Source organism: Wukongibacter baidiensis (assembly GCF_050888315.1).
Taxonomy (GTDB): domain Bacteria; phylum Bacillota; class Clostridia; order Peptostreptococcales; family Caminicellaceae; genus Wukongibacter; species Wukongibacter baidiensis.
Window position 1 is genome coordinate 3,617,642 of sequence record NZ_CP138202.1, and the last position, 15,504, is coordinate 3,633,145.

Consider the following 15,504-nt stretch of genomic DNA (forward strand, 5'->3'; position numbering starts at 1 on the left):
CTCAGAGTCTACTTTCGTTTATCAAGTTTTTGAGTTACACATATATATAATCTATAATGATTGTAAAACCTAGACTTTTATATGTTATGATTTTTTATATTAATATGTATAATAATATATAGTAGTATAGTAGCTTAAAAAAAGAGGTGTATAATATGCTTAAGGAAAAAGAATATGAGATAGTAAAAAAAGCTTGTATTGAAGATAGCGAAGAAGCTGTAGTTTTTGGTGAGGGGAATCTAGATGCTAAGATAGTACTAGTTGGAGAGGCCCCAGGATCAAAGGAGGTAGAACTTAAAAGACCATTTGTAGGACAGGCAGGGAAGAATCTAGATGAGTTTTTAGAAGTAGTAGAGCTGAGTAGAGAAGATATATACATAACTAATGTTGTTAAAATAAGACCCCATAAAATAAATGAAAAGACAGGAAGAAAAGTAAATAGACCTCCAAATAAAAAGGAAATAGAGAAATATTCTAAATATCTATTAGAAGAACTCAATATAATCAAGCCAAAACTAATTGTAACATTGGGAAATGTACCATTAAAGACCTTAACTGCTAAGAAAGATATTAAAGTAAGTGAAGCACATGGCAGTGTAATTGACACAGAAGAGAAGATGATATTTCCTTTATATCACCCTGCAGCAGTTATTTATAATAGAAAACTTAAATCTGTATACGTAGAAGACCTTGTTAAACTCAGAGATTATATTGATGGAAATATAAGGTAGGAAATTAACTATGAAAAGTGTTTGACAAAGCAAGTGAATGGTGTTAAGATATTACTTGTCGCTCAAGACAAACAACTTCAAAGTTTAATAAATTTTAAATGTCAATGTTGTTTAACTAGAGCAAAAAGTCAAAAAAGTTTTGAATAAAAACTGCTTGACAAGGCAATACTAGTGTGATACTATTAAAAGGTCGGTGCGAGCCGACAGTGAATAGTACTTTGGACATTGAAAACTAAACAGTGTAAGGAATTAAACCTTAGTTTGATATAATTCAAGCTAAAGAAGTAATAAACGCCAGATTTTTTTTAAGAGTTTGATCCTGGCTCAGGATGAACGCTGGCGGCGTGCTTAACACATGCAAGTCGAGCGAGAAGGCTATGACTGATTCTTCGGATGAAGGATTAGCTGGAAAGCGGCGGACGGGTGAGTAACGCGTGGGTAACCTGCCTTGTACAGAGGGATAGCCACTGGAAACGGTGATTAATACCTCATAAAACTATAGCGTCGCATGGCGCATTAGTCAAAACTCAGGTGGTACAAGATGGACCCGCGTCTGATTAGCTAGTTGGTGGGGTAAAGGCCTACCAAGGCGACGATCAGTAGCCGACCTGAGAGGGTGATCGGCCACACTGGAACTGAGACACGGTCCAGACTCCTACGGGAGGCAGCAGTGGGGAATATTGCACAATGGGCGAAAGCCTGATGCAGCAACGCCGCGTGAGTGAAGAAGGCTTTCGGGTCGTAAAACTCTGTCCTAAGGGAAGAATAATGACGGTACCTTAGGAGGAAGCCCCGGCTAACTACGTGCCAGCAGCCGCGGTAATACGTAGGGGGCAAGCGTTATCCGGAATCACTGGGCGTAAAGGGTGCGTAGGCGGCCAAATAAGCCAGAGGTGAAAGGCTACGGCTCAACCGTAGTAAGCCTTTGGAACTGTATGGCTTGAGTGCAGGAGAGGAGAGTGGAATTCCTAGTGTAGCGGTGAAATGCGTAGATATTAGGAGGAACACCAGTGGCGAAGGCGACTCTCTGGACTGCAACTGACGCTGAGGCACGAAAGCGTGGGGAGCGAACAGGATTAGATACCCTGGTAGTCCACGCCGTAAACGATGAGTGCTAGGTGTCGGGGGTTCACACCCTCGGTGCCGGAGTTAACGCATTAAGCACTCCGCCTGGGGAGTACGGTCGCAAGACTGAAACTCAAAGGAATTGACGGGGACCCGCACAAGTAGCGGAGCATGTGGTTTAATTCGAAGCAACGCGAAGAACCTTACCAGGACTTGACATCCCTGTGACCGGTACTTAATCGTACCTTTCCCTTCGGGGACAGAGGAGACAGGTGGTGCATGGTTGTCGTCAGCTCGTGTCGTGAGATGTTGGGTTAAGTCCCGCAACGAGCGCAACCCTTGTCTTTAGTTGCCAGCAGGTTAAGCTGGGCACTCTAGAGAGACTGCCGGTGACAAACCGGAGGAAGGTGGGGATGACGTCAAATCATCATGCCCCTTATGTTCTGGGCTACACACGTGCTACAATGGCTGGTACAACGGGAAGCGAATGAGTAATCTGGAGCGAATCCCAAAAAGCCAGTCCCAGTTCGGATTGTGGGCTGCAACTCGCCCACATGAAGTTGGAGTTACTAGTAATCGCGGATCAGAATGTCGCGGTGAATGCGTTCCCGGGTCTTGTACACACCGCCCGTCACACCATGGGAGTTGGGGGCACCCGAAGTCAGCTATCTAACTTTTTAAGAGGAAGCTGCCGAAGGTGAAATCAATGACTGGGGTGAAGTCGTAACAAGGTAGCCGTATCGGAAGGTGCGGCTGGATCACCTCCTTTCTAAGGAGAAAACCTTACACTGTTTAGTTTTGAATGTCTAAGGACATTCAATTTAAATATACAACAAAATTATGGGGGCGTAGCTCAGTTGGGAGAGCACCTGCCTTGCAAGCAGGGGGTCAGGAGTTCAAATCTCCTCGTCTCCACCATGAATGTTTGAATGCTATTAAGTTAAAGCACTCAAACATAATTTTGTTCTTTGAAAACTGAACAATGGAGAGAAACAGAATTGCTATAAAAGCAATTTCACTGGTCAAGTTATTAAGGGCATAGGGTGAATGCCTTGGCACCAGGAGCCGACGAAGGACGTGGTAAGCTGCGATAAGTCTCGGGTAGCTGCAAGCAAGCTTTGATCCGGGAATTTCCGAATGGGGAAACCCATCTAAGTAAACCTTAGATACCTTCTGCTGAATACATAGGCAGTTGGAGGCAACCAGGGGAACTGAAACATCTAAGTACCCTGAGGAAGAGAAAGAAAAATCGATTCCCTCAGTAGCGGCGAGCGAAAGGGGAAGAGCCCAAACCTAGAGCTACGGCTTTAGGGGTTGTGGATAGAGCCATAAAGAGGAAGGTATTCTAACCGAAGAGGTCTGGAAAGGCCCACCGCAGAAGGTGAAAGTCCTGTAGGTGAAAGAAGAAGATCCTTGGCACTACTCCAGAGTACCACGAGGCACGTGAAACCTTGTGGGAAGCTGGGAGGACCACCTCCCAAGGCTAAATACTACCTGGTGACCGATAGAGGATAGTACCGTGAGGGAAAGGTGAAAAGAACCCCGGGAGGGGAGTGAAATAGAACCTGAAACCCTATGTCTACAAGCAGTGGAAGTTCTTTATATGAACGACCATGTACTTTTTGTAGAACGGGCCAACGAGTTACGGTATGCAGCAAGGTTAAGGACCTTTGGTCTGGAGCCGCAGCGAAAGCGAGTCTTAACTGGGCGAATTTAGTTGCATGCCGTAGACCCGAAACCGGGTGACCTATCCATGGGCAGGATGAAGCGAAAGTAAAATTTCGTGGAGGTCCGAACCGTTTAGCGTTGAAAAGCTATCGGATGACCTGTGGATAGCGGAGAAATTCCAATCGAACTCGGAGATAGCTGGTTCTCCCCGAAATAGCTTTAGGGCTAGCCTCAGATTTAGAGAAACGGAGGTAGAGCACTGAATGGCCTAGGGGGCTTCACCGCCTACCGAAGCCTATCAAACTCCGAATGCCGTATTCTTTTATCTGGGAGTCAGACTGCGGGTGATAAGATTCGTAGTCGAGAGGGAAACAGCCCAGACCATCAGCTAAGGTCCCTAAATACAGATTAAGTGGGAAAGGATGTGGAGCTGCTTAGACAACTAGGATGTTGGCTTAGAAGCAGCCACTCATTTAAAGAGTGCGTAATAGCTCACTAGTCGAGTGGCTCTGCGCCGAAAATTACCGGGGCTCAAATCTGTTACCGAAGCTATGGCTTGCCGTATGGCAGGGGTAGGGGAGCATTGTATATCGGCTGAAGCTGTACCGTAAGGAGCAGTGGACTTTATACAAGAGAGAATGTTGGCATAAGTAGCGAGAGGTAGGTGAGAATCCTACCCGCCGAAAACCTAAGGTTTCCTGAGGAAGGCTCGTCCGCTCAGGGTAAGTCGGGACCTAAGCCGAGGACGAAAGTCGTAGGCGATGGACAACAGGTGAAGATTCCTGTACCACCACTTTATCGTTTGAGGAATGGAGGGACGCAGGAGGATAGGCAAAGCCCACGGTTGGTTGAGTGGGTTCAAGCCCGTAGGGAGCAGAGATAGGCAAATCCGTCTTTGCAATCCTGAAAGGTGATGAGGAGCGAAAAATAAGTAGCGAACTTGCTGATTCCACACTGACAAGAAAAGCTTCTACCGAGATAAAAGGTGCCCGTACCGTAAACCGACACAGGTAGGTGAGGAGAGAATCCTAAGGCGAGCGAGATAACTACTGTTAAGGAACTCGGCAAAATGACCCCGTAACTTAGGGAGAAGGGGTGCCACGTTAGGGTGAATAGCCCGAGGTGGCCGCAGAGAATAGGCCCAAGCGACTGTTTAGCAAAAACACAGGTCTCTGCTAAATCGAAAGATGATGTATAGGGGCTGACGCCTGCCCGGTGCTGGAAGGTTAAGGGAAGTGGTTAGCGTATGCGAAGCTGTGAACCGAAGCCCCAGTAAACGGCGGCCGTAACTATAACGGTCCTAAGGTAGCGAAATTCCTTGTCGGGTAAGTTCCGACCCGCACGAAAGGCGTAACGATTTGGGCACTGTCTCAACAGTAGGCTCGGTGAAATTGTAGTACCGGTAAAGATGCCGGTTACCCGCAGCAGGACGGAAAGACCCCGTGGAGCTTTACTGTAGCTTGGCACTGGATTTTGGTATTGCATGTACAGGATAGGTGGGAGACTTAGAAGCATGGACGCCAGTTTGTGCGGAGTCGTTGTTGGGATACCACTCTTGTAATACTGAAGTTCTAACCAGAGACCGTGATCCGGTCTTGGGACACTGTCAGGTGGGCAGTTTGACTGGGGCGGTCGCCTCCCAAAAAGTAACGGAGGCGCCCAAAGGTTCCCTCAGCGCGGTTGGAAATCGCGCGAAGAGTGCAAAGGCAGAAGGGAGCTTGATTGCGAGACATACAGGTCGAGCAAGGACGAAAGTCGGGCTTAGTGATCCGGTGGTTCCGAGTGGAAGGGCCATCGCTCAACGGATAAAAGCTACCCCGGGGATAACAGGCTTATCTCCCCCAAGAGTCCACATCGACGGGGAGGTTTGGCACCTCGATGTCGGCTCGTCTCATCCTGGGGCTGTAGTAGGTCCCAAGGGTTGGGCTGTTCGCCCATTAAAGAGGCACGCGAGCTGGGTTCAGAACGTCGTGAGACAGTTCGGTCCCTATCCGCTGTGGGCGCAGGAAATTTGAGAGGAGCTGTCCTTAGTACGAGAGGACCGGGATGGACGTACCTCTGGTGCATCAGTTGTTCCGCCAGGAGCACCGCTGAGTAGCTATGTACGGAAGGGATAAGCGCTGAAGGCATCTAAGCGCGAAGCCCACCTTAAGATAAGATTTCCCATCCATTTATGGATTAAGACCCCAGAAAGACTATCTGGTTGATAGGCCTAAGGTGTAAGGGCAGTAATGTCTTTAGCTGATAGGTACTAATAGGTCGAGGACTTGACCATACTTTCCATTGTTCAGTTTTGAGAGAATAAAGTAAATTTATTATCTCTAACTTAATAGCACCGAAGATGATTTATCTTGGGTCAAAAATTAATGAAATTTATTTGCCTAGCGGCAAAAAATCTGGTGACAATAGCGAAGAGGATACACCTGTTCCCATATCGAACACAGAAGTTAAGCTCTTCAGCGCTGATGGTACTTGGCGGGCAGCCGCCTGGGAGAGTAAGTCGTTGCCGGTTTAGAATAAAAATCAGAAGGAAAAAACTTCTGATTTTTTTATTTTTTTGGAACCATTTATCAAAGAAAAGTATGAAACTAGTTTATATGGTAAAAATTAAAAAAAGTATTGACAGGACAAATACAGATCTATATAATAAGTAGAAATATATAAAAACAGCTATATGTATAAATTAAATTATTTGAGAGTGTACCTAGGGTTCCGGCTATATCTAATTAGATAATCTAAAGCGTCTGGTCCGAGCGGTACAGGCAAAAAAAGCTACACTTCTAGGAAAAAAGCCTGGAGGATGAGTCTCATTTTATGGACTCGTTCTCTGGGCTTTTATAATTTAACCCGGGTTAAAGGCTGATAATATAGGGGGTGATATTTTAAGACTCTGAATATAAATTAAAAGGGGATGGGGGATATGGAGATTGCTAAAAACATTAGAACTTACAAGCTTTATTCAGCTTTTACAGAATTATTAATACTAGGGCCAATAATAGTTTTATATTATATAGCTAAAGGGCTATCCTTTACTGAGATAATGATTCTTCAATCAATTGGTGCAGTAGCAGTAGTATTATTTGAGGTACCAACTGGCGCTGTAGCCGATAAAATAGGAAGAAGGTATAGTATAGTACTCGGAGCATTACTTTGGGGCCTAAGTTTATTCATCTATACTATAGGAAAAAGCTTCTATTCATTTGCTGTTGGGGAAATTATTTTTAGTTTAGGTGGAGCATTTAAATCTGGAGCAGATACTGCTTTAATATATGACTCTCTAAAAGAACTAAAGAGAGAAAATGAGTTTCAGAGGATAGAAGGATCTGCAAGATCATTAATATTTTACACACAAGGTATAGGCGCAATTATTGCAGGATTTATCTATGAAGTAAATATTCATCTACCTATGATTGTATCAATAGGATTTATGATTATAACAGCAATTATAGCAATGAATTTCAAAGAGCCTCATATAGAGGGTAAAGAAGGTAGATTTGGAGCAAATTATTTTACTCAGATAAAGGAAAGTGGAAGGTATATATTGGGACATGAAAAAATAAAAGCCATAATACTATACTCGATGATATTCTTTATATTTTTCAGAGCGGGATTTTGGTATTATCAACCATACATGGAAAGTGTAGATATACCAGTAAAATACTTTGGACTTATATTTTTTATGTTCAATATAGTTGCAGCATTAGCTTCCAATAGATGCTATAAAATAATGGAGTTTACAAAGCCAAAAACACTAACCTTTATGTCAGGTTTGTTAATAGTTTCCTTTATACTATTAGGATTTATAAAGGTCTGGATTGGAGTATTGGCCATATTGCTTCAGCAAGTGGCTAGGGGTCTTTATAGACCAGTTACAAGGAAGTACATGAATAAGCATATACCTTCCGATAAAAGAGCAACGATACTATCCTTTCATAGCTTAGCAGTAAACCTAGCAGTAGCTGCTACACTACCATTTATGGGGATACTAAAGGATAATGTAAATATATATACAACCCATATTGTATTAGCTGTGGTTATGATTATTATGACCTATATGTCTAAAAAATATATGGATAAGAGATTAGGGGTAAAGGAAAAACAAGTAGAGAGAGGTGATATATATGAACCTAATTAAAAAAATATGGCCCTATAGAGGACTACCAAGAGAAATATATATATTATTTTTTGCACGTATAGTGAATAGTATAGGGGGATTTGTGTTTCCATTTTTAACTATGTTTCTTACTTCAAATCTAGGATTAGGAGAAAAAAGAGCTGGTTTTTATGTTATGCTTTCATCCTTTGCCTTTGCATTTGGGTCACTATTTGGTGGTAAGATCGCCGATGTAGTAGGCAGAAAGAATACATTTATAATTTTTCAAGGGGTTGCAGCTATTTGCTTTATACCTTGTGGTTTTTTAGGAAATTCAATGATTATTCCTTGGTTAGTAATATTATCTACATTCTTTATTGGGGGAGCACGTCCAGCTACAAGTGCAATGCTTATAGATGTGACTACTCCTGAAAATAGAAAGGAAGCCTTTTCTCTTCTATATTTAGGTATGAATATTGGATTAGCCGTAGGTCCATTAATTGCAGGATTCTTATTATATAGAAATTATATTAAGTTTTTATTTTTAGGGGATGCAGCTACAACCTTCATAGCCCTTATACTAATAGGAATATACATTAAAGATACTATGCCATCGGATGAAGAGATAAGGGAAAGCCAAGACTCTTCAAGCGAAGAAAGGGCAGAAGAGGGTAACATAGTATCGGTACTATTAAAGAGACCTATGCTTTTAACCTTTGCAATAATTTCAATTATTATTTCATTTGTGTACTCCCAATTTACCTTTAGCATACCAATACAGACAAATGAACTCTTTGGTGAGATTGGGAAAAAATATTTTGGTATAATAATGACTACAAATGCATTGACGGTGACCTTATTAACTGTGTTTGTGACAAATGCCACAAAAAGAATTAAACCAATATTAAATATGGTAATATCAGCTATATTTTATGCAATAGGATTTGGGATGATATTCTATATCAATAATTTAAGCTTGCTAGTTGTATCAACGGTAATCTGGACTATTGGTGAAATAATAGGGCATACAAACTCAGGTGTATATATAGCTAATCATACACCAATATCCCATAGGGGAAGATTTAATGCTATATTACCCATGATTTCTGGGGCTGGATATTCTATAGGGCCTATGATTATGGGAGGTGTTATCGAAAATAGCGGAGTAAAAGTAGTTTGGCCAGTAGTATTTATACTATCAATAGTCTCAGCTACTTTAATGTATGGATTATACTTAATAGAGAAAAAAAAGAAGGTCAGAGAAGCTGTTTTAAACTAAATTATTGAAAGTCTATTTATAAGATACTCCTCTATACTTTAATAGGGGGGTATCTTTTTATGATATTTCTAGAAAAAAATCGAATAAAAGATAAAGATTCTGTACTCTAAGTTCTTTATAGTGTATTTTTCCAAAAAAATAAATTAATAACATTGATAAAATTTGATTTTAAGTGTAAAATAGAATTAGATATTTAGATAATTATCTAAATATCTAATTTGAATATAGTTATAAAGGATGTGATAGATTGAATAAGACCTTTAAAGCATTATCGGATCCGACCAGAAGAAAAATTTTAAAATTACTTAGGGAAGAGGATTTGACTGCAGGACAGATAGCTGATGAGTTTAATATAAGTAAACCATCAATAAGCCATCATCTTAATATATTGAAAAACGCAGAGTTAGTACTTTGGGAAAAAAATGGTCAAAATATATATTATTCATTGAATTCTACTGCAGTTCAAGATATTATGAATTGGTTTTTCGACTTTTTAGAAAGGGGAGAAGAAGATGAAGATAAATAAGATATTAGTATTTTTAATGATTATATCTATATTAGGGACCATATTTGTATATAGCAGCTTACCAGAAAGAATTCCTGGGCACTTTAACTTTAAGGGTGAAGTAGATAGATACGATGATAAAATCTCAGTATTTTTTACAGCTTTATTACCTTTAGCAATATATTTATTAATGTTATTTTTACCTAAAATAGATCCAAAAAGGAAATCATATCAAAAGCATAAAAAAGCATACGATATATCAAAAACTATAATGGTAATATTTATGGTTATGCTGCATTGGGTAATTATTCTATATTCATTAGGATTTAATATTGATGTAGGGATAATTGTACGAGTAGGCGTTGGAATACTATTTATAGTGCTTGGAAACTTTATGAGTCAGATAAGACATAACTACTTTTTTGGAATAAAAACCCCATGGACCCTTTCAAATGAAACTGTTTGGAAAAAGACTCATAGGGTTGGAGCTTTTTCATTTATAGTTGCTGGGCTAATAATGATAGCCTCATCCCCATTTAGTGGAATTATGGCTCAAGCCTCATTAATAACAGCAATAGCTGTTGCTGCCTTGTACCCAATAGTATACTCATATATAGTATATAGAAAGATAAGCAAGGAATAAAAAGCTCTTAAAAAAATGGATCACAATGAAATTAACCCAATATTTTCCTTGTTTCATGTGAAACATTTTTCTACAATAAAGATAGAAATGAGTAGAAATTTGTAAAAACATGCAGAAATAAATAGGATTTGAAGTTATTTAAGTTTATAAGAAATATCTATCGATTATAAAAAGGGCTCTATGAGAATACTTACAAGTATTCTCATAGAGCCTTGGTTTGTACCTAGTACTAAAATAGACTAGTCTTCCTGGTTTTCCACGAAAACTTTTCCTTTTTCAATCATAAGAAGTACACTATTAGAAGAGGTTGACCCCTTAGATACTTTTGCTTCTATACAGCTTTTAATTTCTACTTTATCATTTATGTCATCCTTAAAAAAGGAGGAAAAGCTTTTAAATTCTTCAGAGGATAAATCCTCGATATTTTTATTATTTTCTATGCAGTAAAGAACCATCTTACCGACAACCTCATGGGCACTTCTAAAGGGGAAACCCTTCTTTACCAAGTAATCGGCCACATCGGTTGCATTCATAAATCCAGCCTTAGTTGCGGCCTTCATATTAGACTTTTTAACTTTCATAGTAGAGATCATTTCAGTGAATATCTCTAGACAAGGCTTAATATTCTCTACAGTATCAAAAAGAAGTGGTTTATCCTCCTGCATATCCTTGTTATATGCAAGGGGAAGAGATTTCATTATTGTTAATATATTAAACAAATTACCATAGACTCTTCCAGTTTTTCCTCTGATGAGTTCAGCCACATCCGGATTTTTCTTTTGTGGCATTATTGAACTTCCAGTACTAAAGCTATCATCCATCTCAATAAAATCAAATTCACTCGAACTCCAAATAATTAATTCTTCACAAAACCTACTTAGATGCATCATTACTATAGAAGTATCACTTAAAAACTCGATTACAAAATCTCTATCGCTAACTGCATCTAAGGAGTTGTCACAAATATTTTTGAAACCAAGTTCCATTGCTATGAAATCTCTATCAGTATCATAGGTAGTGCCAGCTAAGGCACCAGCACCTAGTGGTAGAAAGTCCATTCTATCAAGACAATCATTAAGTCTTAAATAGTCCCTTTTAAACATTTGAAAATATGCCATTAAATGATAGGCAAAGGTTATTGGTTGCGCTCTTTGAAGATGAGTGTAGCCAGGCATAATAGTATCCACATGCTTTTCACTTAAATTAATCAAATTAATCAACAAATTTTTTAATAATCCACAGATATGTGATATTTCATCCTTAAGATAGAGGCGGATATCCACAGCCACTTGATCGTTTCTGCTTCTTGCAGTATGAAGTTTCTTTCCAACATCGCCTATTTTATCAGTAAGGATTTTTTCGATATTCATATGAATATCCTCATATTCTACTTTAAAATCTACAAGACCAGCTTCTATATCATCTAATATTTCATTAAGAGCATTAATTATTTGAGTACTTTCATCTTCGGATATAATGCTACACTTACCAAGCATTTTAGCGTGGGATATACTTCCCATAATATCGTGCTTATAAAGTTTTTTGTCAAAGTATATTGAAGCATTAAACTCATCTACAAGTTTTGCAGTAGATTTTGAAAATCTTCCACCCCAGAGTTTCATATAGCCTGTTTCTCCTTTTGCTCTTTATCCTTTTTCATAAGGGCACGTATAGTAAGTGGAAGGGCAAATAGGTTTATAAAGCCCTCAGCATCCTTTTGATTATATACATCATCTTCTCCGAAGGTTACGAATTCTTCATTATATAAAGAATAAGGCGATTTTGTTCCGACAGCTTTGCATGTTCCTTTATAAAGCTTCATTTTAACAGTACCAGTTACTACTTCCTGAGTACTATCAACGAATTTATCAATGGACTCCTTGAGAGTAGTATACCAAAGACCATCGTAAACAAGTTGAGCATACTTTTCAGAAGCTGTTTTCTTAAAGCTAAGGGTAGCTCGATCTAGAACAAGCTTTTCAAGAGCCTTATGTGCACTATAGAGTATAGTTCCACCAGGAGTCTCATAAACACCACGGGACTTCATGCCTACAAGTCTATTTTCAACAATGTCTATTATTCCAACACCATTTGATCCACCAACCTCATTTAGCTTATATATCATATCAGCCGGTGAATACTTTACACCATCAATAGATACAGGAATACCTTGTTCAAACTCAATATCAATATAAGTAGGTTTATTAGGAGCATCACTAGGATTTACTGTCATTAGATAGATATCTTCCTCATGCTCATTCCAAGGATCTTCAAGATTGCCACCCTCATGACTTAAGTGCCAAAGATTTTGGTCGCGACTATATATTTTTTCCTTTGTAACAGGAACAGGGATATTATGCTTTACAGCATAGTCAATACAATCTTCTCTCGATTTTAGATTCCATTCACGCCAAGGCGCAATTATCTTTATATATGGATTTAAAGCCTTTATAGTGACCTCAAAACGTACTTGGTCATTCCCTTTACCTGTTGCACCATGGGCTATAGCTATAGCGCCTTCTTTTTCAGCAATTTCAACTAACTTCTTTGCAATAAGTGGTCTAGCAAAGGAAGTTCCTAATAAATATTCGTCTTCATAAACGGCACCAGCTTTTAAGGTAGGGAAAATATAATCTGTTACGAATTCCTCTTTAACATCTAGGACATAGACCTTAGATGCTCCTGTGGCTAGAGCCTTATTTTTTACTGCTAAAAAGTCTTCTTCTTGCCCAACATCTACACAAACAGCAATAACTTCAAGATTATGCTCTATTTCCAACCATTTCAAAATTACAGATGTATCTAAACCGCCAGAATATGCCAAAACAACTTTATTTTTATTCATAAATATACCTCCTGATGTATGATTATGAATATATTATAACAAAAAATATGAAAAATTCAATAAAAATATAAAAAAAAATTTATAAATATACATTAAATGTGTAATCGTTGATTAGTATTTGAAAATTTTAGAAATATTCTAACATTGACAAATCCGTATTTATAATGTAAAATTACGGTGATATAATAGGATACATAGCCTGTTGAGCGTGAGGCTTAAATATATTGGAGGTCAATATGGATAACTTGTTTAATGAAAAGAAGGGAAATAAATCGCTAACTTCTATGATTTTCGAGAAGATAAGAGAAGATATTCTAATTGGAAAGTATGTCAGCGGAGAGAAGATAGTAGAAGCAAAGCTTGCAGACGAGTTTGGTGTTAGTAGAACACCTGTTAGAGAAGCTTTAAAGCAGTTAGAATTGGACGGTCTTGTTGATAATATTCCAAATAGAGGCGTTATGGTTAAGGGTATATCCAAGCAAGATATTGATGATATCTTTACAATAAGGATTGCTATAGAAGGTATTGCAGTAAAATGGGCAATAGAAAGAATGGATGACGGAGACCTAGAAAAGTTAAAAGAAATATTTGAGCTTATGGAGTTCTATACCTTTAAAAAGGATTTGGACAAAATTGCTGAGCTTAATACAAAGTTCCATGAAGTTATCTATAATGCCACTAAAAGTAGATATCTTGAGCATGTGTTAAAGGACTTCCAATTTTTCATGAAGACTACAAGATATAAATCATTGAGATCTCCAGGGCGACTAGATAGTGCTTTAGATGAACATAGGGAAGTACTAGAAGCCTTTGTACAAAAAGATATAGACAGAGCTGTAAATGCTATACTAAAACATGTAAACAACTCAAGAGATAATGCAAAAAGAATTGGTGGGCTACCTAAATAGGTAGTCCTTTATTCATCGATACTATTTTTCTATTTTATTGAAAGGAGGTTAGTAAAGTGATAACTGATGAAAGAAGAAGAAAACTGTTAGATATTTTAAATAGTAAGGATGAACCTATTACAGGTACGGATCTGTCAAAAAGATTTAACATAAGCAGACAAGTTATAGTTCAAGACATAGCTGTTTTGAGGGCACAAGGAATGAATATTATGGCAACATCAAATGGCTATTATATACCCCAAATAAATGAAGATAAAAGAAATATAAAAACAGTTATATGTAATCATAGTGGATATGAATCTATAGAAGATGAGCTTAGAATCATGATCGATATGGGTGCAAAGGTATTAGATGTAATAGTTGATCATCCAGTTTATGGTGAAATAAGATGTCCCTTAATGATAAATAGTAGATATGATTTAGAAAAGTTTATAAAGAAGGTAAAGGATGTAAAGGCAGAACCCTTAGCTTCTTTAACCGATGGTGAGCATATTCATACTATAGAAGTTCCATGCGATGAAGTTTACTATATTATAAAAGAAAAGCTAGATGAAGCAGGTATTTTAGTTAAGGATTGATAGACAGGTCTTTTTTATATATAATAGTGACAAGACAGATGTAAATACAAGTTTGATAATTAAAAAAGATTCCCTTAGAGATATCTAAGAAATACAAGTTTATTTAGGATTATACGTAGAAAAGTCAAAACTCTACTGTATCCTCTAAAACTTCCCATGAATAATTTGGGGTATACAATTATAATTATGAAGAATACTATTTTGAATGACATTACGGAAGGAGAATGAAACAATGGAAGAGCAAGTGATTATAGGAGAAATAAAGAAACTAAAGGAAGAAAAAAATGCAGTTATATTAGCCCATAATTATCAGATACCAGAAATACAAGATATAGCAGACTATGTTGGAGACTCACTAGGGCTAAGTAGAAAGGCGGCAGAGACTGAAGCCGATATCATAGTTTTTTGTGGAGTACACTTTATGGCAGAAAGTGCAAAATTACTTTCTCCAAATAAAAAAGTCCTTCTACCAGTTCTAGATGCAGGATGTCCAATGGCAGATATGATAGATGCTGAGCAACTTAAGGTATTTAAAAAGGAATATCCAGATGTGTCTGTGGTTTGTTATGTAAATTCTTCAGCCGAAGTTAAGGCTGAAAGTGATATATGTATAACATCTTCTAATGCGTTAAAGATAGTTAAGTCATTAGAAAACGATAAGATATTATTTGTTCCAGATCAAAATCTTGGTAATTATATTTCAAAAATGGTTCCTGAAAAAGAGATAATATCTTGGGAAGGATTTTGTATTACTCACCATAGGGTCAGACCTAGTGAAGTAGATATGGTTAGAAAACATAAAGGTGAAACAAAGATTTTAGTTCATCCTGAGTGTACACCTGCTGTTGTACAAAAGGCTGACTTTGTAGGGAGTACATCCCAGATAATTGAATATGTTAGAAATTCTGATGATAAGGAATTTGTAATAGGTACAGAGATGGGAATACTTCATACCTTAAGAAAAGAAAACCCTAAAAAGAAATTTCACCTACTTTCACCTGCTTTAGTATGTTATAACATGAAAAAGACTAGTCTAGAGGATGTATACAAAGCACTTAAAGATGAAAAGAACGAAATTGATGTTGAGAAGACAGTAAGAGATAGGGCATACAAATCTCTTGAGAAGATGCTAGAACTTTCTTAAATATAATTATGAACATGAATAATTAGGATTAAAGACTCGGAAAAT

At 37.9% G+C, this 15,504-nt stretch carries 10 protein-coding genes, 1 tRNA gene and 3 rRNA genes; 12 read left to right on the top strand and 2 right to left on the bottom strand.

From position 1 onward, the window contains the following. Positions 1-155: 155 nt before the first annotated feature. The 9 genes from R9X47_RS16305 (at position 156) to R9X47_RS16345 (ending at position 9,984) form a co-directional block, all read left to right on the top strand. Positions 156-731 carry a uracil-DNA glycosylase gene (locus R9X47_RS16305; protein WP_432662119.1) on the top strand — a complete coding sequence of 192 codons (576 nt, stop codon included), beginning with the start codon at positions 156-158 and terminating at the stop codon, positions 729-731. Between the two features lie 301 nt (positions 732-1,032). Next, a 16S ribosomal RNA gene (locus R9X47_RS16310) occupies positions 1,033-2,565 on the top strand. A 73-nt stretch (positions 2,566-2,638) separates the two neighbouring features. Continuing rightward, positions 2,639-2,714 (top strand) — tRNA-Ala (locus R9X47_RS16315). 102 nt (positions 2,715-2,816) lie between these two features. Next, positions 2,817-5,739 (top strand): 23S ribosomal RNA (locus R9X47_RS16320). 120 nt (positions 5,740-5,859) lie between these two features. Continuing rightward, a 5S ribosomal RNA gene (gene rrf / locus R9X47_RS16325) occupies positions 5,860-5,976 on the top strand. Together the 16S, 23S and 5S rRNA genes with 1 tRNA gene alongside form the textbook arrangement of a ribosomal RNA operon. Positions 5,977-6,384: 408 nt before the next feature. Continuing rightward, the gene (locus R9X47_RS16330; RefSeq protein ID WP_432662120.1) at positions 6,385-7,599 is read left to right on the top strand and encodes an MFS transporter; all 1,215 of its coding nucleotides are present in this window, start codon (positions 6,385-6,387) and stop codon (positions 7,597-7,599) included. Between the two features lie 82 nt (positions 7,600-7,681). After that, the gene (locus tag R9X47_RS16335) at positions 7,682-8,836 is read left to right on the top strand and encodes an MFS transporter (protein WP_432662121.1); all 1,155 of its coding nucleotides are present in this window, start codon (positions 7,682-7,684) and stop codon (positions 8,834-8,836) included. A 247-nt stretch (positions 8,837-9,083) separates the two neighbouring features. Beyond that, entirely contained in the window at positions 9,084-9,362 is a 279-nt protein-coding gene (locus tag R9X47_RS16340; RefSeq protein WP_432662122.1) for an autorepressor SdpR family transcription factor, read from the top strand. After that, the gene (locus tag R9X47_RS16345; protein WP_432662123.1) at positions 9,349-9,984 is read left to right on the top strand and encodes an SdpI family protein; all 636 of its coding nucleotides are present in this window, start codon (positions 9,349-9,351) and stop codon (positions 9,982-9,984) included. The genes R9X47_RS16340 and R9X47_RS16345 overlap by 14 nt, the downstream gene beginning before the upstream one ends. Before the next feature lie 239 nt (positions 9,985-10,223). Here R9X47_RS16345 and argH read toward each other — a convergent pair whose 3' ends face one another. Further along, positions 10,224-11,606, bottom strand: a complete 1,383-nt coding sequence (argH, locus tag R9X47_RS16350) for an argininosuccinate lyase (RefSeq protein ID WP_432662124.1) — start codon at positions 11,604-11,606, stop codon at positions 10,224-10,226. Beyond that, positions 11,603-12,829 (bottom strand): argininosuccinate synthase, encoded by a 1,227-nt coding sequence (locus R9X47_RS16355; RefSeq protein ID WP_432662125.1) that lies wholly within the window; start codon positions 12,827-12,829, stop codon positions 11,603-11,605. Before R9X47_RS16355 ends, argH begins: the two co-directional genes overlap by 4 nt. Positions 12,830-13,065: 236 nt before the next feature. Here R9X47_RS16355 and R9X47_RS16360 point away from each other — a divergent pair, with 236 nt between their 5' ends. From R9X47_RS16360 to nadA, 3 genes are all read left to right on the top strand, one after another. Further along, positions 13,066-13,737: a GntR family transcriptional regulator gene (locus R9X47_RS16360; protein ID WP_432662126.1), complete on the top strand. Its 672-nt coding sequence runs from the start codon at positions 13,066-13,068 to the stop codon at positions 13,735-13,737. A 56-nt stretch (positions 13,738-13,793) separates the two neighbouring features. Continuing rightward, on the top strand, positions 13,794-14,315 hold the full coding sequence (locus R9X47_RS16365) for a transcription repressor NadR (RefSeq protein ID WP_432662127.1): 522 nt from the start codon (positions 13,794-13,796) through the stop codon (positions 14,313-14,315). A gap of 232 nt (positions 14,316-14,547) precedes the next feature. Beyond that, positions 14,548-15,459, top strand: coding sequence for a quinolinate synthase NadA (gene nadA / locus R9X47_RS16370; protein WP_432662128.1), 912 nt, complete (start codon positions 14,548-14,550; stop codon positions 15,457-15,459). Positions 15,460-15,504: the final 45 nt, after the last annotated feature.

Coding starts and splice junctions, on each gene's coding strand:
- R9X47_RS16345 (WP_432662123.1), top strand. CDS start 9,349: ATGAAGATAAATAAGATATTAGTATTTTTAATGATTATATCTATATTA.
- R9X47_RS16360 (WP_432662126.1), top strand. CDS start 13,066: ATGGATAACTTGTTTAATGAAAAGAAGGGAAATAAATCGCTAACTTCT.
- R9X47_RS16355 (WP_432662125.1), bottom strand. CDS start 12,829: ATGAATAAAAATAAAGTTGTTTTGGCATATTCTGGCGGTTTAGATACA.
- R9X47_RS16305 (WP_432662119.1), top strand. CDS start 156: ATGCTTAAGGAAAAAGAATATGAGATAGTAAAAAAAGCTTGTATTGAA.
- nadA (WP_432662128.1), top strand. CDS start 14,548: ATGGAAGAGCAAGTGATTATAGGAGAAATAAAGAAACTAAAGGAAGAA.
- argH (WP_432662124.1), bottom strand. CDS start 11,606: ATGAAACTCTGGGGTGGAAGATTTTCAAAATCTACTGCAAAACTTGTA.
- R9X47_RS16330 (WP_432662120.1), top strand. CDS start 6,385: ATGGAGATTGCTAAAAACATTAGAACTTACAAGCTTTATTCAGCTTTT.